18 protein-coding genes, 1 other RNA gene and 2 pseudogenes are annotated in these 17,417 nt (G+C 33.3%); 12 read left to right on the top strand and 9 right to left on the bottom strand.

Annotated features, from left to right (window positions below):
• Window positions 1–6 precede the first annotated feature (6 nt).
• A complete protein-coding gene (locus tag ABWU24_RS04365) occupies window positions 7–738 on the top strand; it encodes a thioredoxin domain-containing protein (protein WP_051063877.1) in 732 nt (243 codons plus the stop codon).
• Between the two features lie 28 nt (window positions 739–766).
• On the opposite strand, the gene ABWU24_RS04370 is transcribed toward ABWU24_RS04365, so the two are convergent.
• Window positions 767–1,045, bottom strand: a complete 279-nt coding sequence (locus tag ABWU24_RS04370; protein ID WP_015588151.1) for a DUF2671 domain-containing protein — start codon at window positions 1,043–1,045, stop codon at window positions 767–769.
• A 250-nt stretch (window positions 1,046–1,295) separates the two neighbouring features.
• Between ABWU24_RS04370 and ABWU24_RS04375 the strand changes: the two genes are divergently transcribed.
• Window positions 1,296–1,973 (top strand): O-methyltransferase, encoded by a 678-nt coding sequence (locus ABWU24_RS04375; protein ID WP_006013497.1) that lies wholly within the window; start codon window positions 1,296–1,298, stop codon window positions 1,971–1,973.
• On the opposite strand, the gene ABWU24_RS04380 is transcribed toward ABWU24_RS04375, so the two are convergent.
• A complete protein-coding gene (locus ABWU24_RS04380; RefSeq protein WP_015588152.1) occupies window positions 1,945–2,598 on the bottom strand; it encodes a glutathione S-transferase family protein in 654 nt (217 codons plus the stop codon). The genes ABWU24_RS04375 and ABWU24_RS04380 overlap by 29 nt on opposite strands.
• 203 nt (window positions 2,599–2,801) lie before the next feature.
• A pseudogene (locus ABWU24_RS07840) lies at window positions 2,802–2,918 on the bottom strand (WPE palindromic element domain-containing protein); the annotation flags it as partial.
• A 115-nt stretch (window positions 2,919–3,033) separates the two neighbouring features.
• Between ABWU24_RS07840 and ffs the strand changes: the two are divergent.
• The 7 genes from ffs (at window position 3,034) to dnaN (ending at window position 9,032) form a co-directional block, all read left to right on the top strand.
• An RNA gene (ffs, locus tag ABWU24_RS04390) (signal recognition particle sRNA small type) lies at window positions 3,034–3,132 on the top strand.
• Between the two features lie 15 nt (window positions 3,133–3,147).
• Complete coding sequence (dnaX, locus tag ABWU24_RS04395) at window positions 3,148–4,731, top strand: DNA polymerase III subunit gamma/tau (protein WP_341815650.1); 1,584 nt, start codon at window positions 3,148–3,150, stop codon at window positions 4,729–4,731.
• Window positions 4,732–4,752: 21 nt separating this feature from the next.
• Window positions 4,753–5,067 (top strand): YbaB/EbfC family nucleoid-associated protein, encoded by a 315-nt coding sequence (locus ABWU24_RS04400; RefSeq protein WP_341816075.1) that lies wholly within the window; start codon window positions 4,753–4,755, stop codon window positions 5,065–5,067.
• Window positions 5,068–5,403: 336 nt separating this feature from the next.
• A complete protein-coding gene (locus ABWU24_RS04405; RefSeq protein ID WP_353274501.1) occupies window positions 5,404–6,090 on the top strand; it encodes a P44/Msp2 family outer membrane protein in 687 nt (228 codons plus the stop codon).
• 283 nt (window positions 6,091–6,373) lie between these two features.
• Window positions 6,374–7,267 carry an RNA polymerase factor sigma-32 gene (locus ABWU24_RS04410; RefSeq protein WP_015588157.1) on the top strand — a complete coding sequence of 298 codons (894 nt, stop codon included), beginning with the start codon at window positions 6,374–6,376 and terminating at the stop codon, window positions 7,265–7,267.
• A complete protein-coding gene (locus tag ABWU24_RS04415; RefSeq protein WP_015588158.1) occupies window positions 7,260–7,757 on the top strand; it encodes an invasion associated locus B family protein in 498 nt (165 codons plus the stop codon). The genes ABWU24_RS04410 and ABWU24_RS04415 overlap by 8 nt, the downstream gene beginning before the upstream one ends.
• A 111-nt stretch (window positions 7,758–7,868) precedes the next feature.
• On the top strand, window positions 7,869–9,032 hold the full coding sequence (gene dnaN, locus ABWU24_RS04420) for a DNA polymerase III subunit beta (RefSeq protein ID WP_341815652.1): 1,164 nt from the start codon (window positions 7,869–7,871) through the stop codon (window positions 9,030–9,032).
• Between the two features lies 1 nt (window position 9,033).
• On the opposite strand, the gene truA is transcribed toward dnaN, so the two are convergent.
• Window positions 9,034–9,771 (bottom strand): tRNA pseudouridine(38-40) synthase TruA, encoded by a 738-nt coding sequence (gene truA, locus ABWU24_RS04425; protein WP_341815653.1) that lies wholly within the window; start codon window positions 9,769–9,771, stop codon window positions 9,034–9,036.
• A 119-nt stretch (window positions 9,772–9,890) separates the two neighbouring features.
• Here truA and recA point away from each other — a divergent pair, with 119 nt between their 5' ends.
• Window positions 9,891–10,958 carry a recombinase RecA gene (gene recA / locus ABWU24_RS04430; protein ID WP_353274503.1) on the top strand — a complete coding sequence of 356 codons (1,068 nt, stop codon included), beginning with the start codon at window positions 9,891–9,893 and terminating at the stop codon, window positions 10,956–10,958.
• Window positions 10,959–10,992: 34 nt separating this feature from the next.
• Here the strand turns inward: recA and pth are convergent, their stop codons facing one another.
• On the bottom strand, window positions 10,993–11,556 hold the full coding sequence (gene pth / locus ABWU24_RS04435) for an aminoacyl-tRNA hydrolase (RefSeq protein WP_353274505.1): 564 nt from the start codon (window positions 11,554–11,556) through the stop codon (window positions 10,993–10,995).
• Window positions 11,556–12,167: a 50S ribosomal protein L25/general stress protein Ctc gene (locus tag ABWU24_RS04440; RefSeq protein ID WP_015588163.1), complete on the bottom strand. Its 612-nt coding sequence runs from the start codon at window positions 12,165–12,167 to the stop codon at window positions 11,556–11,558. Before ABWU24_RS04440 ends, pth begins: the two co-directional genes overlap by 1 nt.
• Window positions 12,168–12,309: 142 nt before the next feature.
• Between ABWU24_RS04440 and ABWU24_RS04445 the strand changes: the two genes are divergently transcribed.
• Window positions 12,310–12,609, top strand: coding sequence for an ETC complex I subunit (locus ABWU24_RS04445; RefSeq protein ID WP_341815654.1), 300 nt, complete (start codon window positions 12,310–12,312; stop codon window positions 12,607–12,609).
• A 322-nt stretch (window positions 12,610–12,931) separates the two neighbouring features.
• Here the strand turns inward: ABWU24_RS04445 and rsmH are convergent, their stop codons facing one another.
• The gene (gene rsmH, locus ABWU24_RS04450) at window positions 12,932–13,816 is read right to left on the bottom strand and encodes a 16S rRNA (cytosine(1402)-N(4))-methyltransferase RsmH (RefSeq protein ID WP_341815655.1); all 885 of its coding nucleotides are present in this window, start codon (window positions 13,814–13,816) and stop codon (window positions 12,932–12,934) included.
• Window positions 13,817–14,021: 205 nt separating this feature from the next.
• Here rsmH and ABWU24_RS04455 point away from each other — a divergent pair, with 205 nt between their 5' ends.
• A complete protein-coding gene (locus tag ABWU24_RS04455; protein WP_135352765.1) occupies window positions 14,022–15,233 on the top strand; it encodes an MFS transporter in 1,212 nt (403 codons plus the stop codon).
• A gap of 30 nt (window positions 15,234–15,263) precedes the next feature.
• On the opposite strand, the pseudogene map reads toward ABWU24_RS04455, so the two are convergent.
• Both map and ftsA read right to left on the bottom strand, forming a co-directional pair.
• Window positions 15,264–16,061 (bottom strand): annotated as a pseudogene (map, locus tag ABWU24_RS04460) (type I methionyl aminopeptidase); the annotation flags it as partial.
• Between the two features lie 103 nt (window positions 16,062–16,164).
• Window positions 16,165–17,403 (bottom strand): cell division protein FtsA, encoded by a 1,239-nt coding sequence (gene ftsA / locus ABWU24_RS04465; RefSeq protein ID WP_015588168.1) that lies wholly within the window; start codon window positions 17,401–17,403, stop codon window positions 16,165–16,167.
• Window positions 17,404–17,417: the final 14 nt, after the last annotated feature.

Consider the following 17,417-nt stretch of genomic DNA (forward strand, 5'->3'; position numbering starts at 1 on the left):
ATATAAATGCATAAATTCTTTAATAAGTTAAGTATTTTCATTGTAATGATTTTTAGATTATTGTTCTTACTTATTTTTATAAGTGTTAGTTCTTATGCAGCTATTGAACAAAACTTACCCAACACTCAAAAAACTGATGAAATAACACCAAAAGAACTACTGTCCCTATTGCCTGATGATAAATTATTAGGAGATCGAAAAGCGCCAATTTTAGTGATAGAATACGCCTCGCTCACTTGTTATCACTGTTCTCTTTTTCATAAGAAAGTTTTTCCTAAAATCAAAGAGAAGTACATAGATACAGGTAAGATGTTATACATATTCCGTCATTTTCCTCTAGATTACAGAGGATTAAAAGCTGCAATGCTAAGTTATTGCTATGAAAAAGAAGAGGACTATTTTAATTTTAACAAAGCTGTGTTTAATGCAATAGACTCATGGAACTACTCTAATTTTAGTGATTTAACTATACTACAAAAAATTGCTGCACTAAGCAATTTGAAGCAAGATGTATTTAACAAATGCATTAATGATAAAAAGATGATGGACAAAATTATAAATGATAAATCACTTGCAATTAATAAACTTGATATCACAGCTACTCCTGTATTCATCATCAAGCTTAACGATGACAAATCATATGTAGAGAATGGTAAAATCAAACATGAAGGATATAGAGAGCTGGAATACTTCACTAATGTAATAGATGAGTTATATGGAAAAGCTATAGTGAAGTAATAACACTGTAGCTTACCATATAAAAACCCTATGCTGAATCATTATTTTTTGATACTGTTTGTTGCTTTTTACGCTCAAACTCTCTTTTTTTACTGTGCCAAGCATAATAATACATAGCAATTTTATTCTCTATTAATACTATCGTTCCATCATAAAATTGGACCATATCCATAACTTTTTTCTGAGCTTCGTTAAAGCGTTCTTTGTACTTCTCGCGATAAGCTGGATTGTGCAGTAATTTCACTCCTTCATTATTATTAGATTTCTTGCTTAACGTTTCAATTTCGTTAGCAATGTTATAAGACATATAACCCCCTCTAATTGATTATAAAAATTACATTTTAAGAGAGATGTAAATAAACGATCCCTTAATTCTAGTATAACAATTGGTTATTATACTAGTTAACCATAGTAAAATATATAATAATCTTTGTCACTTAAAATTTTACTTTATAAAATAACAACTTAAAATAAAAAATTTTATTATTCTTAACTCTATTGTTATATTTATAAATCTTATATAGATTAAACCTCCTTAGTTTATATTATAAAACTTAATGCGTCATAACTTTAGCAGAAAATCGTTGTACATAAGAAGCTTATTTGCAAAAGAGTATAAAAAAATAGAAGAACATTGTACTCTTGATAAGAAACAACGTATTCAAATCACTCCTGAAGAAGGAAAATTATTAAATTTATTTATCAAAATCCATAAAGTTAAAAGCATAGTTGAAATTGGCACTTTATATGGTTATTCGTCAATTTGTATGGTAAAAGCTTTACCGAAAGATGGTCATATATATACAATAGAAAATAATCCTCAACACTCAAGAATAGCAAAAAAAAATTTTAGTGCTTTTAATCTAAGTGATAAAATTACTCTAATAGAAGGTGATGCACTGGAAAAAATTAATGAATTATCAGCAAAGGCACCATTTGACATGATATTCATCGATGCTGACAAAAGTAGTTATCCTAAGTATTTAGATTGGGCAGAGTCATACATTAAACAAGATGGGCTAATCGTTGCAGATAACACTCTATTATTTGATACAGTATTTTTAGAATCTCCTCCAAAAGAAGTATCAGAAAAGTCATGGCATGCTATGAGAGAGTTTAACGATAGATTGTCAGATGAAAAAAAATATTTCTCCATATTGATTCCTACTGACGAAGGAATGACTGTAGCTTTAAAACTAACGCAAGTTAAAAATCAAGGTCAGCGTAATGTCTAGGGGGAGTTAAGCCAAAAACTCTCTCTAATAATATTTCGCGAAAACAAGGCCTTGATTTAACAATGGAGTACCATTCTTTTAAAATCTTACTTTTTTCCCATGGGAAACTATTTACGTAGTCTATTATAGAAATATGTGATGCTAAAGTAATATCGGCTAAAGTGAACTTATCGGTTGCAAGCCAAACGTTCTTGTTAATTAAGTGTTCGATGTATTCCATATGGTAAGGCAGGTTATGCTGAGCTGCATGAAGAAATCTAGAGTCAGGGCTGCGGTTAGTAATTACTTTTTCATTCATAATATACTTAGTAACTTCATTGTAAAATTTGCTATCGAACCAATTGATTAAAGCGCGTATTTTAGACTTAATAATAGTGGATGAACCAAGTAATTTGACGTCGCTATTGTAAGTCTCTTCTATATATTCACAAATGGCATTACTATCCGCTATTACAAAGTTATTATCTATTAATACTGGTACTTGTCCGATTGGATTGATCTCCATGAATTCATTCCGCTTTTCCCATGGATTTTCATATACCAAATCACAACTCAGCTTTTTTTCCTTGAGAAGAGCTCTAACTTTTCGTGAAAACGGACAAAGAGGAAAATGATATAAAATCATAATATTCCTCTTTTGTTATTCCAATGCCTATATGTTGTCATTCCAGTACGTGACATTGGAATCCAGCTTATTTCATTATGGACATTACTTTTAACATATACTCCTAGAATCCATTGTCCATTGTATAATTTCCAAATATTTTTATACTTGGATCCCAGTACAACTGTACGAACATTGTAGTTTGAGAGCAATCCCCACCGGAAGGGTGTCATTTCAGTGATTGAAACTGGAATCCAGTTCTTATTATACAACAGCCTAATGTATTCATTTAAAATTAAGTTTTCTGGATCCCAGTGTCTGGGCACTGGGATGACAGAAGAAGAGTATTTTAGGTAACAGCTGTTTATTCCAAAGTAATGTTGCAAAAGGTCTAACATATAAATTATAAGATTAATATAGAATATACCTTGCTAAAAAAAAAAAAAAGTATAACCTTTTATAAGGTATGCAGGCAAAAATTCTGTAACTTGGTCAGGTCAGAAATGAAGCAACCATATCAGAATCTTTTTGGGTTGCATACCTATTTGTACTATTTGTTTTATCTAGGCTATGAACATAGCATTAAAATATCGTCCTAGTAGCTTTAAAGATTTAGTAGGTCAAGATATATTGGTGCGTATACTAGAAAATGCTTTTACTCTCAACAAAATTCCACAATCTATACTGCTTTCTGGTAGCAGTGGAATTGGTAAAACCACCACTGCAAGAATAATAGCTTTATGTTTGAATTGCTCATTGGGGCCAACTTTTGAACCTTGTGGATCATGTACAAGTTGTCTGGCAATAAAAAATTCAAGCCATCCAGATGTAGTTGAAATCGATGCGGCAAGTCACACTAGTGTTGAGGATGTTAGAGCGATCTTGGGAGATATTTGCTATTTACCAATAAGTTCTAAATTTAAAGTTTACATTATAGATGAAGTACACATGTTATCCAGTAATGCATTTAATGCATTACTTAAAACTCTAGAAGAACCACCATCTAGCGTAAAGTTTATTCTAGCAACTACAGAAATAAAAAAGATACCAATAACTGTTATTGCACGTTGTCAAAGGTTTGACTTACATAACATTCCTTCAGCTAAGATAATGGAGCGTTTAAATGATATTGCACAAAAAGAAAATTATTTTATTGAAAAAGAAGCATCGGAATTAATTGCGCATCACTGTAGCAATTCAATGCGTAACGCTTTATTTTTGATGAATCAAGCAGTGCTATATAGCAAAGATGGTACAATATCCACTCAAAGTGTTACAGACATACTTGGTCTAGTAGATAGAAACGTTATATTTGATCTACTGGAAGCAGTATTAGATAGTGATTTACAGAAGGCTTTGTTAGTATTCGACAATGTGGTAAAAACAGCAAATCCGCTCAATATTTTTGAAGATCTACTGCAAACAATCCAGTTAATATGCCGTTTTTTAATTACAAAAGAGATTGATACAGAATATGAGAAGAGCAGAGTAAAAGATTTGAGTACAAAAAAGTCTTTAATATTTTTTTCGAGATTGTGGAAGGTGCTGCTTAAGGGTATTCAAGATATAAAGGTTTCAACATGCAATGAAATTGCCGCTGAAATGATATTAATTAGCCTTTGTTATCTTTCTGATTTGCCTTCTCCGGAACAGGTGATCAAAAAAATTCTTTCACAGAATGTAGAGCAAGGAAATAGACAGGGCAGACCTGTTGCACCTTCCCCCTCTGTCATCCAAGTAGCTGACTACTCGGATCCAAAAAAATATGTGGAAAAACCCCACTCTGTCATCCCAGTGCGTGACACTGGGATCCATGTGAAAAATAAACAACAAAATTACGATTTTGATAAGATTTTGCAACTATTAAGGCGGAGTAACCAAATTTATCTTTACAAACAACTGTGTAGTAATCTACAATTAATAGATTGTAAATTTGGGTATTTAAAATTAAAAGCTGTATCTAACTTGAATAGTAATTTTTGTAATGACTTGAAAAGTTACTTAAATCAAGCTACTAATCAGGAGTGGGTTATTATAGTTGATACGAGTTATATGAATAGGGAAGTGAGTAATTTAAATTATGCACCTGCAGTTAAGGATATATTAAATACGTTTAAAGGTGCAAAGGTAGTTAATATAGAAAATAAGGAGTAGGTTGTGGATTTCAGTCAAATAATGAAGCAAGCGCAAGAAATGCAAAAAAAGCTTGCGGAAGCTCAAGAAAAGTATATTGGAAAAGAGTTTCAAGGTATTTCTGGTGGTGGTAAAGTTTCTGTATTAGTGGAAGTGATAAAAATAGGTAGCTATAAAGCTAAAAAGGTAAATATAGACTTAGAGCTTATGAGAAATGAAGAAAAAGATATAGTAGAAGATTTAGTGACAGCAGCATTCAATGATGCCATCAAAAAAGCAGAAGAAGATATGGCAAATGCAACTTCTGATCTTGCAGGTATGATGGGTTTACCGTCTGGAATTAAACTTCCTTTTTAAATTTACTACTGAAGTTTGCCTTAATGCAGTAACTAAGTGTTTTCCTTTTATACTAGTACTTCCATGAAGTACATTCATATTACTGCATGAATATGAAGCAATTCACAATGATGAATGCAGATCAGAAGATAAAAAGACATTAGTGAAATAGGTGTCAGAAGATCAAGAGTAAAAAAAGTAGAGTAACTCTATTTATTAATTAATAAAATCTTTGTATTTTCCTAAAAGTTAGTTAAGATACAGAAGGTTTTGTGTTATTAAGTTAGCACTTGACTTAACTTTAGTTATTATTTAGACTGCTAAAGTGGAATTTTAATTTTTTTAACGAGGGCAATTATGCATTATAAAAAGTTTTTTTCGGCAGCTGCTTTAGTGACGTTGCTAAGCCTATCAAACTCTGCTTTTTCATCAGACCCTATTGGTCCAATAAGTGATGAAGAAACTAGCTACTATGTTCGTTTGCAATATAATGGTGAAGTTTTACCTTTTAAAACAAGAATTGACGGCATTGAATATAAAAAAGGAACCGAAGTTCATGATCCTTTAAAAGCATCTTTTATGGCTGGTGGTGCTGCATTTGGTTATAAAATGGACGATATCAGGGTTGATGTTGAGGGACTTTACTCACAACTAAACAAAAACGACGTTAGTGGTGCAACATTTACTCCAACAACTGTTGCAAACAGTGTGGCAGCATTTTCAGGATTGGTTAACGTTTATTACGATATAGCGATTGAAGATATGCCTATCACTCCATACGTTGGTGTTGGTGTTGGTGCAGCATATATCAGCAATCCTTCAGAAGCTAGTGCAGTTAAAGATCAAAAAGGATTTGGTTTTGCTTATCAAGCAAAAGCTGGTGTTAGTTATGATGTAACCCCAGAAATCAAGCTTTATGCTGGTGCTCGTTATTTTGGTTCTTATGGTGCTAGTTTTAATAAAGAAGCAGTATCAGTTACTAAAGAGATCAATGTCCTTTACAGCGCTGTTGGTGCAGAAGCTGGAGTAGCGTTTAATTTCTAGTCTGTTTCAGTCTTGTCATCCCAGTGAGTTTTTCTTGTCATTCAAGTAGCATGACACTGGGATCTAGAAAAAAGAAATGTGGATTCCAGTGTTTGAGCACTGGAATAACACATTATTTATTTAATGTAGTTTTTATCGTTACACGCTAGCAATTTTAATGCTACATTTAGGTAGCTGTTGTTAAGATCTCAACTAGATATAAAGTTATGCTTTTTTAATTAAAGCTTGATTTTTTTGCTGAAAATCAATATATTATATACATGGAGTTTTAATTTAAGTTGTTATGTTGGCCCCAGTAGCAAATTTATGTGTTAATAGTAGCACTAATCTCATGCAATATATTGCTGAAGTGCGAAAATTTCCTATGCTTTCCCAAGAAGAGGAAGTGCGATTAGCAAAAAATTGGCAAGAATACCAGGATATTTCTTCTGCTCACAGGTTGATTACTAGCCATTTGAATTTGGTAGTAAAAATTGCAATGAAATTTAAGAATTACGGTCTATTGTTGATGGACCTGGTCATGGAAGGAAATATGGGTTTAATGCATGCAGTGAAAAAGTTCAATCCCGATTTAGGGTTTCGTTTTTCAACTTATGCAGTATGGTGGATTGAAGCTTCAATGAAAGACTTTATATTAAAATCTTGGTCGCTTGTAAAAATAGGTACAACGCAAGCACAAAGGAGATTGTTTTTTAGTTTACGTAAAATAAAAAAAAGAATTTTACAATACACAAACAGAGAAACTTTGAGTAACGAAGAAATAAAAGCAATATCAAATGAGCTTTCTGTATCTGAAGAAGATGTTGTACAAATGAACTATCGTTTGGCTTGTAAGGATCAGTCGTTAAATAATTGTATAAAAATAGGTGATGATTCTAAAAAGGAGCTACAAGACATGATTCCATGTAATTCAATTAGCCAAGAAGTGACTTATCAGAATCATGAAGAGAAAACATTAAAAGAAAAAATTTTAAGCAATGCACTGGCAAGTCTTAACGAAAGATCAAGGGACATTTTTATTAACAGATATTTGTCTGAGAATACTCAAACTTTGGATGAGCTTAGCAAAAAATATTGTGTTTCAAGAGAAAGAATAAGACAGTTGGCTGAGCAAGCGATGAGTAAGGTAAAACAACATATAAAATCAGAGAGTTTGAAATTTGGTTTGCATGCGTAGTCTTTTCGTATTTCTAATATTTTTTTCAATAGGCACTATTGCATCGATTAGTAACGTGCAACTGAGTGAAAAATATAAAGATTGGCTTGTGTATACTGCATTGGAAGATGGTGAAAAAGTGTGTTACATTGTGTCCTACCCTAAGAAAAAAAGTGAACACTATACAGCAGATCGCAAGCCGTATGTAATGGTCAGTTACGTTGATAAAAAAGCAGATGAAGTAAGCGTCACTTCTGGCTTTCAGTATAATAATGAGCCTGTAGTTCTCAATGTTGACAAGAAAGCTGAATATCAATTACCGGTAATACAGAGAAATTTTGCGTGGTCAGAAAATACAAAAACAGACCAAGATTTAATTCTAAAAATGAAGCAGGGATTATCAATGGTAGTTAATGGAAAAGTAAAAACAGCAAATGTTGATGATACTTATTCCTTGCTTGGATTTCAAAAAGCGTACCAAAAAATGCATGATTTATGCCATACAAAGTAGATTATTGATCGCTAAAGTATAAGATAGGCTGTTTTATCTCTCAGATAAAAATATGAATAGCACTTTACATAGAATATGAATATCATTTAAAATATACTTTTGAGAATTGGTATGTCAGAAATTGTGGATGAAAGGCAAGCGGTAGTTGCAGATAAAAAGCAAGCTATATGTGAGCAAATGCGTTTTAGCGTTGGCCGCCCAAGTCTTTTAAATACGCTATCCAGAGTGAGCGGGGTGGTTGAAAGACGAAACGCGATAGATGTTTTAGCGTGTATAAATATCAAAGCACAACATGGCAGCATAAAGCTAAAGGCTACCGATCTTGACATTTCAATATTTGCCTCACTTGCTGCAAATGTATCAGCAGAAGGAGAAGTAAAAATCTCAGCACATACTTTACATGACATAGTGAAGAAGTTGCCAACTGATTTGGATGTCCATTTCGAAATGAATAATCAAGGAAAATTATTGATATCCTGTGGAAATGCAAATTTTTCTTTACCGAACGTAGTTTCAAATAACTTTCCTGTCCTTGAAGAAGGTGATCATCAATACGATTTCACTCTACTAAGTGCAGATTTGGTAGACTTATTGACTAAAACGAAGTTTGCTGTGTCGCTAGATGATACAAGGTATAATTTAAATGGGATATATCTGCATACAGACGAGCAATTTCTGTACTGTGTTGCAACTGATGGCCATCGTTTATCACGTATAAAAAGGCCTAAACCTGAAGATATCAACGGTGAATTTGGGGTGATTATTCCACGTAAAACTATCATGGAATTGTTGAAAGTATTGGGTGATTGTAATGAGATTAATATAAAGCTTTCAGATAGAAAAATCAAATTTACATGTGGTGAATATGTTCTAATATCAAAATTGATAGATGGGACTTTTCCAGATTACAAAGCTGTTATCCCGACGTCTCAAGATAAACAAATGATTGTTGAGAGTAGTAAGCTTGCTAGTGTTATAGACCGAGTTTCCGTTGTTGTGTCCGATAAAATAAAATCAATTAAATTTTCATTGCAAGAGAATTTATTAACTCTACATTCAAATTCCCAAGAGTGCAGTGATGCAACTGAGTCTATAGAGGTGGATTACGATGGAGCTCTTATGGAAGTAGGATTTAATTCTCGTTATTTGCTTGATGCTTTATCTTGCATAAAAAATAAATGTAAGATTAGCTTATCAGATGGTAATAGTGCTACAATTATCACTGATGAAGATGATCAAAGCGCACTATATATAGTGATGCCAATGAGGACTTAAGCTAGTAATCTATCTTTACTAAGTATAAGCCGTAAGGCGGTGCTGTGATTCCAGCAGCGTTTCTTTTGCATTGACTTAATATATTTAACATTTCTTGTGGATTAGTTCTATTTTTTCCAAATTCAACTAAAGTGCCAACAATAATCCTCACTTGGTTATGTAAAAAGGAAATCGCAGATATTTTGATGTATATATGACTTCCGCTTTGTACTATATCAATGTCATCGATTGTTCTTACTGGATTTGTGGCTTGACAGTCTTTTGAGCGGAAACTTGAAAGATTATGTTTTCCAAGCAGGTGTTTGGCAGCTTCACGCATGATATTTACGTCGAGTGGATTGAACACTTGCCACACATAACCAGTTTCCAGAGCTGTGGGAGCATAGCGATTAATTATTCTATATTCATAATATCTTTTTTTTGCTGAGAAGCGTGCATGAAATGCATCATCTACAAGTTCTGCACCAAGCACAACTATAGGAATCGCTTTTAAGTGGTAATTTATTCCATTTCTTATTCTATAAAGCTCAAATTGCCTTTCCATATCAAAATGGGCAACTTGCTCTAAAGCATGAACCCCTGCGTCAGTCCTGCCACCACAATGCAAAGAGACTCTCTCGCCACTGAAGTTAAATATAGCGTTTTCTATAGTCTCTTGAATTGAGTTAGCAGAGTGTTGTTGTTTCTGCCAGCCAAAAAAACTACTACCATTGTATTCTATCGTTATTTTGTATCGCACTACAAAGTCTATCTATCTTAATATAATTTAGTTCACTAACGTTCTTCGTTATTAAAAAACCCTTGGCAGATTGTTTGCGTTCAATTACCATGGAAGTTATATAAGTTAATAAATGATCCATGGCAAACAACTCAGAAGAAAGAAATAATGATAAGCAAAAAGCACTAGATAATGCAATAAGCCAAATTGAAAAAGCATTCGGTAAAGGTGCAATAATGAAGCTGAAGCAAAATCCTGTAGAAAAAATAGACACAATATCTACAGGGTCGATTGCACTTGATTCAGCTCTGGGTGTTGGGGGATTGCCAAAGGGACGTATAATTGAGATATTTGGCCCTGAGAGTTCTGGTAAAACTACCCTTGCTTTGCATGTAATTGCTGAAGCACAGAAAAAAGGAGGATTATGTGCATTTATCGATGCGGAGCACGCACTGGATGTTATATATGCTCGTAAACTTGGAGTAAACACCGATGATTTGGTGATTTCACAACCAGACACTGGGGAACAAGCGTTACATATCGTTGAGTATTTAGTATGTTCTGGTGCAGTTGATGTGATAGTCATTGACTCTGTTGCAGCATTAACTCCAAGAGCTGAAATTGAAGGAGATATGGGCGATCAGCACATGGGACTACAAGCAAGACTTCTAAGTCATGGGTTCAGGAAGCTCACCTCTGCAGTTTCAAAAGCAAACTGTATATTGATATTTATTAACCAAATCCGTATGAAAATAGGAGTAGTATATGGAAATCCTGAAACTACCACCGGTGGAAATGCGTTGAAATTCTATACTTCTATAAGACTTGATATAAGAAAAATTGGTGCAATAAAGGATAAAGAGAATATTACGGGTAATGAAACGAGAGTTAAAGTTGTAAAAAATAAAGTTGCTCCTCCATTTAGAGAAGCAAAATTTGATATAATGTACAATGAAGGCATATCAAAACTTGGGGAAATAATAGATATAGGAGCAAAACTTAATGTGCTTGAAAAGGCAGGTGCTTATTATTCATATAACAATACGCGTCTTGGGCAAGGAAAGGAAAATGTAAAAAATTATCTCAAGACAAACAAAGAAATTGCAAATGAAATAGAAGGAAAAATCAGAGATTTATTTAAAAATCACGATGATTCTATTGCAATAGAAGAGGAACGCGAACAACTTCTAGAAGAATCAGTATTCTAATCTAGATTAGTTTGTATTGAGCAGTATTCGTTTGCTATACTAAAGTTTCACTCTCAATTGAGTTGATAAAAGCTACGTTATCTCCTTGCAGCATTAAGTGTATATTTTTTGCTATTTTTTCCACTAAGAGGATAACATTATCAAAATTTGAAAATTTTGATAATACATAATCTGCTAAGCTTTTCTGACCTTCAGGTCTACCCACTCCAAATCTCAAACGCCAATAATCGTTACCAATAAAGCTATCTATAGACTTCAGTCCATTATGTCCGGCTGAGCTACCGCCTTTTTTTATTTTTATTCTTCCGAATTTTAAGTCAGCATCATCATGTATGACAACAATGTTGTCTAGCGATAATTTGTAAAAATTTTTTATTTTTGCAACAGGAATGCCTGAATTATTCATAAACGAATAAGGCTTTATCAGTATGGTTTTATTATTATTAATTATGCCTGAGGTTATCAAGTAATCAGCTTTCTTAGAAAATGACTGAAAATTCCAATACTTGCAAATTGCATCAATAACTATGAAGCCAATATTATGATGAGTTAACTCATATTGACTACCAGGATTACCAAGCCCAGCTATTAAATGCACTACTCCTCTGTTTTTGTTTGAGACTCTTCAACATCACTATCAGCAGCAGAAATTGTCACAATGGTGAAATTTTCTTCCTCATGAGCTACAAACTTAACACCTTCTGGTAATTTTATATCATTGATATGTATAGACTGACCGATCATTTTGCCAGACAAATCAATTTCTATGACTTGAGGTATTTTCTCAGGAGAGCATTTGACAGTAATAGAACGACACAAAACATTAAGCACTCCACCTAATTTGATTCCTGGTGATTTACTTTCATTGATGAATGATAAAGGTATATCTATTTTAATTTCACTACCTTTATCAACAAATTGAAAATCAACATGTTGCACAGTATCTTTTACTACATGCCATTGAATATCACGAACAAGAGCATATTCTTTTTTCCCTGAAATATCTAGTTCTATTAAATGTGCAGAAAGAGCACCTGATTTATATTGTTTAGTAAATTCCTTTGCAGACAATGTCAAATTTACGTTATCATGCCCTTTACCATATATAACTGCAGGTATACTTCCCTTCTCCCTCAGAGCCTGCATCGCTTTCTTTTTTTTTACATCACGTAACTCTGCATTAATTGTTACCATTTCTTGCCGTGCCATTGATTACTCCTATTCAGCTAATCCTTTTTATATAATTTAATAATATAACATAAAAATATTTATTTCAAACTTCATTCTTTCACACTAATTTTTTGTGGAAAAATTTATTTAGATATATACTTAAGATTACGTAGTAAGGACTATGAGTATTGACGATCAAGTAGTTTTTAAGATTTATAAGCCAACAAAAACTGCAACACAATCTGGTTTGGGTAATACAAAATTCTGGCACCTAAAAATTGAGCCTTGTTCTTACTATATTGAACCTTTGATGGGGTGGTTTGGATCAAAAGATCCCCAAAAACAGATTGTATTAAAGTTTGATTCTCTTGAAAAAGCAATATCTTACGCAAAGAAACACAACACAAAGTACACAATTGAAATGCCAAAAGATGTTAAAAGACTGCCAAAATCTTATGCAAATAATTTCGTATCAAAGTAAGTTTTATCGTAGTGTGTTTATCTAAAAACCTAAACCTAATCGTTACTATGATTTTGCTAACACACTAAGGTCATTTAGATAGTCGAACCTGGCTACCTAGTATCAAAGAGTTATTTTTTTATATATTTCTCCATAAGCTTTACAAGCCCCTTTTGGATTACTCAAATAACTTCATTCTGCTTGAAGAACTTTTATGTTGCTTTGCACTAAATTAATTTCACGTTTTATTTGTGTTAGCTATTTATTTAGTGAGTGGACATGTAATTTTACCTTAAATAACCCTATAATAAAAACATAGTTATTGAAATAATACAGAAGGTTCTCATGACAACCTCTGTATAGCTCTTAATTTTGCTGAGCGCGCACGCGGATTTGCATTTATTTCTTCCGCACTTGCTTTAATCACTTTTTTGTTTAAAAGGGAGAATGTCTTGGTAGGTCCTGGTTCACATAAATCTTTAAAAACAGTTTTGACTATACGATCTTCTAAAGAATGAAAAGTAACTACAATTAATTTGCCGTTCTCACTTAAAATCTCAGATGCAGCTTTAATACCCTTTTCAAGCTCTCCTAGCTCATCATTTACCCATATTCTGATTGCCTGAAATGTCCTAGTTGCAGGGTCAATCTTGCTTTTTCCACGAAACACTACAGAACGTACAATATCCGCAAGTTCAAATGTAGTTTTGATAATTTTCTTCTTCCGCGCATTTACTATCGCTCTTGCGATTCTGCGGGAATGACGCTCACCCCCATAATTATATATAGTGTTCGCAATCTCTTCTTCACGTAAAGCGTTAACAAACGTCGAAGCATTCATATGAGAATAGTTATCCATGCTCATGTTAAGTGGGCCATCACGTAGAAATGAGAATCCTCTATCTCCATTATCAAGCTGCATAGATGAAACTCCAACGTCGAAAACTATTCCATTGATACCTTTAATATTATTACTATCTAATAAATTTTTAATATTACTAAATTTCTCAATAAATAGATTTATTCTATCAGGGTATTTAACGTTCAGATCATCATAAAATTTGGTAACTGTTTCATCCCTATCAATTGCATACACTTTGCAATCAGCGGATTCCAATATTGCTTTGCTATATCCTCCAGCTCCAAACGTGGCATCCACATATATACCGCCACTGTGTGGTGCTAATTGAAATAGCATCTCTTTTAACAAAACTGGAGTATGTGTCATATCAAGAGACTTTGTGCACTTAAATTAAAATAACTTTCTCGCCAAAAAATATATGGAAATATATAGGTATAGTATAAGAATATTTAAATATAATCAACGATATAAAAATTTAATAAGATAATATTATTAATATAACATTTACATGATTCACGTTTGAAAAAGTAAGTAATATTACTATAATATCAAACAAATTACGGAAGATTTTGTGCGACAAATAACAAAAGTAATACTATCAAGTTTAATTTGTAACACTTTGTTGTGGTATGATCACATGCTTTTCAGCCATCTAATAAGCATAATCGGAGATGTGTTTTTTCCATCAGACGACAAATTAGTCAGCATACTTAAAGCTTTTGGAGTGTTTGCAGCGGGTTTCTTAATAAGACCAATTGGTGCTGCTATATTTGGCCACATTGGCGATAAATATGGAAGAAGGATTGCTCTATTTCTCTCTATCATATTGATGACTCTATCAACCGTACTTATTGCATTTGTTCCAGGGTATCAGAACATTGGGGTACTCGCATCAGTACTGGTGGTATGTTTAAGATTATTGCAGGGTATATCTCTTGGAGGAGAGGCAGGAAATGCCCCATTTTTAATAGAGCATGCTCCTAAAAATAAAAGAGGATTCTTTGGCAGTATTGAAGTATTGAGCGCAATTCTTGGCTCAATATTAAGTCTTATAGTGGTGCTTATATGCAAAAAAGTATCCGATTTTGAATCTTGGGGATGGAGATTGCCTTTTATTTTCAGTTTTGTAATAGGATTAATCAGTATATATATGAGATATATACTCGATGAAAGCCCAGAATATAAAAAGCAGGAAAAGCCACATGAATTACCGTTAAAAGAACTGTTAAATGGCTATAAAAAACCTTTTCTAATATCAATTGGAGTTGACATAGTTGAGAATGCATCTCTTTACATATATTTAGTGTTTTTTAATCTACTTGCATCAACAATAAACACTCACTTTAATCACGCAGTAGAAATATTGAATCAGGTTGCACTTGGAGGATTGACTATACTATTTGCAATACTTTCTGATAAGGTAGGGAGAGAAAGAGTCATGAAATTTGCATTTGTGACTTTTATAGTAGTAAGTTATCCAGTTTTTTCAATGATACTAAGTGGTAATAATTTGCTCACCATAATGGCGCACGTTCTTTTTATAATCCCAATAGCTGCTTCTCTTGGTCCTGTTAGCGCGTTTATGTGTGAATTATTCCCAATAAAGGTACGATACAGTGGATTTGGTTTATCAAGAAATATAGCTTCGGGATTTTTTGGTGGTCTTGCACCATTTATATGCACAACTATTATCAAAGTTACAGGACAAGGAACTTTAGCAAGTTTTTACATGATTTTCTGTGCACTAATTGGGTTAGTTGCTATATCACAAGTTAAGAGTTAGATTTTTTCAAAAACCAAGTGTTTAAAAAATCTAATCATAAGGTGGAAAATGCCAATTTTTAGGTGATAGTGTAAATATTTCAACTCCATCTTTTGTGACTCCAAGCGTATGCTCAAATTGTGCAGAAAGTGAAAGATCACGTGTTGTCACTGTCCAGCCATCTAGCTTGCTGAGCAGAGTTTCATGTTTTCCAGCATTGATCATTGGTTCTACCGTAAAAAACATGCCTTCTTTTAAGATAAGATCCTCACCTTCATCATAAAAATGTACAACATTTGGTGGAGCATGAAAAACCTTTCCTATGCCATGTCCACAATAATTGCGTACGATAGAATATCCAAAATCTTCAATATATTTTTCTATAGCAAATCCTATTTCATTTAACTTATTGCCAGGCTTAACTTGTTTTATCGCTTCCATTAGCGCATTGTAGGCAGCATTACACAAACGCTTTGCTTTTATTGAGGGTTTACCAGTCCAAAACATGCGACTTGTATCACCATACCAGCCATTTAAAATTACTGTAACGTCAATATTTAAAATATCTCCATCTTTAAGAGGTTTATCATCAGGAATACCATGACATACAACAGCATTTTTCGAAGTACAAATTGATTTCGGATATCCCTTATAATTCAGTGGTGCTGGAATTGCACCTGCATTGATTATAAAATCATGACATAGATCATTTAATTCATTAGTTGTTAAGCCTACTTTGACGTATGGTGCAATAAAATCAAGGGTTTCAGCTGCAAGCCTGCCAGCTTTACGCATAAAGTCAAAATCTTCTTGTGAATGTATAGTTATGTTCATGTTTCTTACGTTTTTATTGTAATTTTCTGCTTCTCTTACGGATACATCAGTGTAATAATACTATAAAAATAAGCTCCTAGATCAAGCCATTTGTGTATTAAGAGATAAAGACAAAAATCTAGACTGTGACTTTTGATTTAACCCAATGGTATAACTTACTTATTTTGCCATCGTGATCAAGCATTCCAGAATTATTTCTATAAAAGGTGTCAACTATTAGCTTTATAGAGCCTAAAGCAGCAGAAAATACAGGATTTTTGTCGTATTCGCCATCAAGACCACTACACGACTCAGGATACCCAATACGGACCTGTTTATTAAATATATGGCTAGCAATCTCTTTAATGCTTGCCAAATAGCTAGTACCACCTGTGATGACTACTTTGTTGATTAGATTTTTCTGCTCCTGAAATTGGTCTCTTATCAGTTCAAGTATTTCCTCAATCCTTGGTCTTATGATGTTAACAAGTTCAGATTTGAGCACTTGAGTCGATTCATCGCTTTCGTTACTTTGCACTGTGATGTATTCATTCTCATCTATTGAAGTTATGATAGTGCTACCGTATAGTATTTTTATGCGTTCAGCATGCTCTATACTTGTGCATAATCCATAAGCTATATCTCGGGTAATGTGAATGCCACCAATTGGAATGCTGCTTGTGTACACAAGTTTTCCTCTCTTAAAAATTCCAATTGCAGTGCATCCACCTCCTATGTCAACAACGGCAGTTCCTAGCTCTTTTTCATCTTTACTTAGACAGGCAAGGCCTGCAGAATATGCAGAAGCAACACAACCAGCCATACTTATCCCACTATTATTAGTTATACAATTTTCGATATTGGTAAGCGCTGGACGCGAAGCAGTGACAACATTAACATCAGCAGACAATCTTTTTCCATATAATCCACTGACCTCCTTTATGTCAGTCATATCATCTAAGTGATATTTAAGTGGTATATTGTGAATTATAACATTTTCTTCGATATATTTCTCAAATGTCTGAAAGACTACACGTTTTATGTCTCGGTCTAAAATTTCGTGATTAGCTGCAATTATTTCGTTATGTACGTTAAAAGAAGAAATCCCACATCCAGCCACATTCACATATATCTGGTCTATAGTCTCTTCTGATACTTGTTCAGCTAAACCTACAGTTGATGAAATAGAGTAACTTGCATGCTTTGCATCAGTTATTGATCCACCACTTATACCTTCTGCACTTTTATAACCCGTTCCTATTATTTTATAGCTAAGATTGCTATTAATCTTAACAATTAGACAAATAATCTTTGTTGTGCCTATATCTAAAACAGCAAAGATATTTCTTTTTGGCTTTACTATTACCGCAGAATACATTGATTGACCTTATT

Source organism: Wolbachia endosymbiont (group B) of Hofmannophila pseudospretella, assembly GCF_964028515.1.
In the GTDB taxonomy this organism is placed as follows: Bacteria; Pseudomonadota; Alphaproteobacteria; order Rickettsiales; family Anaplasmataceae; genus Wolbachia.

Coding starts and splice junctions, on each gene's coding strand:
- ABWU24_RS04365 (WP_051063877.1), top strand. CDS start 7: ATGCATAAATTCTTTAATAAGTTAAGTATTTTCATTGTAATGATTTTT.
- ABWU24_RS04370 (WP_015588151.1), bottom strand. CDS start 1,045: ATGTCTTATAACATTGCTAACGAAATTGAAACGTTAAGCAAGAAATCT.
- ABWU24_RS04375 (WP_006013497.1), top strand. CDS start 1,296: ATGCGTCATAACTTTAGCAGAAAATCGTTGTACATAAGAAGCTTATTT.
- ABWU24_RS04380 (WP_015588152.1), bottom strand. CDS start 2,598: ATGATTTTATATCATTTTCCTCTTTGTCCGTTTTCACGAAAAGTTAGA.
- dnaX (WP_341815650.1), top strand. CDS start 3,148: ATGAACATAGCATTAAAATATCGTCCTAGTAGCTTTAAAGATTTAGTA.
- ABWU24_RS04400 (WP_341816075.1), top strand. CDS start 4,753: ATGAAGCAAGCGCAAGAAATGCAAAAAAAGCTTGCGGAAGCTCAAGAA.
- ABWU24_RS04405 (WP_353274501.1), top strand. CDS start 5,404: ATGCATTATAAAAAGTTTTTTTCGGCAGCTGCTTTAGTGACGTTGCTA.
- ABWU24_RS04410 (WP_015588157.1), top strand. CDS start 6,374: ATGTTGGCCCCAGTAGCAAATTTATGTGTTAATAGTAGCACTAATCTC.
- ABWU24_RS04415 (WP_015588158.1), top strand. CDS start 7,260: ATGCGTAGTCTTTTCGTATTTCTAATATTTTTTTCAATAGGCACTATT.
- dnaN (WP_341815652.1), top strand. CDS start 7,869: ATGTCAGAAATTGTGGATGAAAGGCAAGCGGTAGTTGCAGATAAAAAG.
- recA (WP_353274503.1), top strand. CDS start 9,891: ATGGCAAACAACTCAGAAGAAAGAAATAATGATAAGCAAAAAGCACTA.
- ABWU24_RS04440 (WP_015588163.1), bottom strand. CDS start 12,167: ATGGCACGGCAAGAAATGGTAACAATTAATGCAGAGTTACGTGATGTA.
- ABWU24_RS04445 (WP_341815654.1), top strand. CDS start 12,310: ATGAGTATTGACGATCAAGTAGTTTTTAAGATTTATAAGCCAACAAAA.
- rsmH (WP_341815655.1), bottom strand. CDS start 13,816: ATGACACATACTCCAGTTTTGTTAAAAGAGATGCTATTTCAATTAGCA.
- ftsA (WP_015588168.1), bottom strand. CDS start 17,403: ATGTATTCTGCGGTAATAGTAAAGCCAAAAAGAAATATCTTTGCTGTT.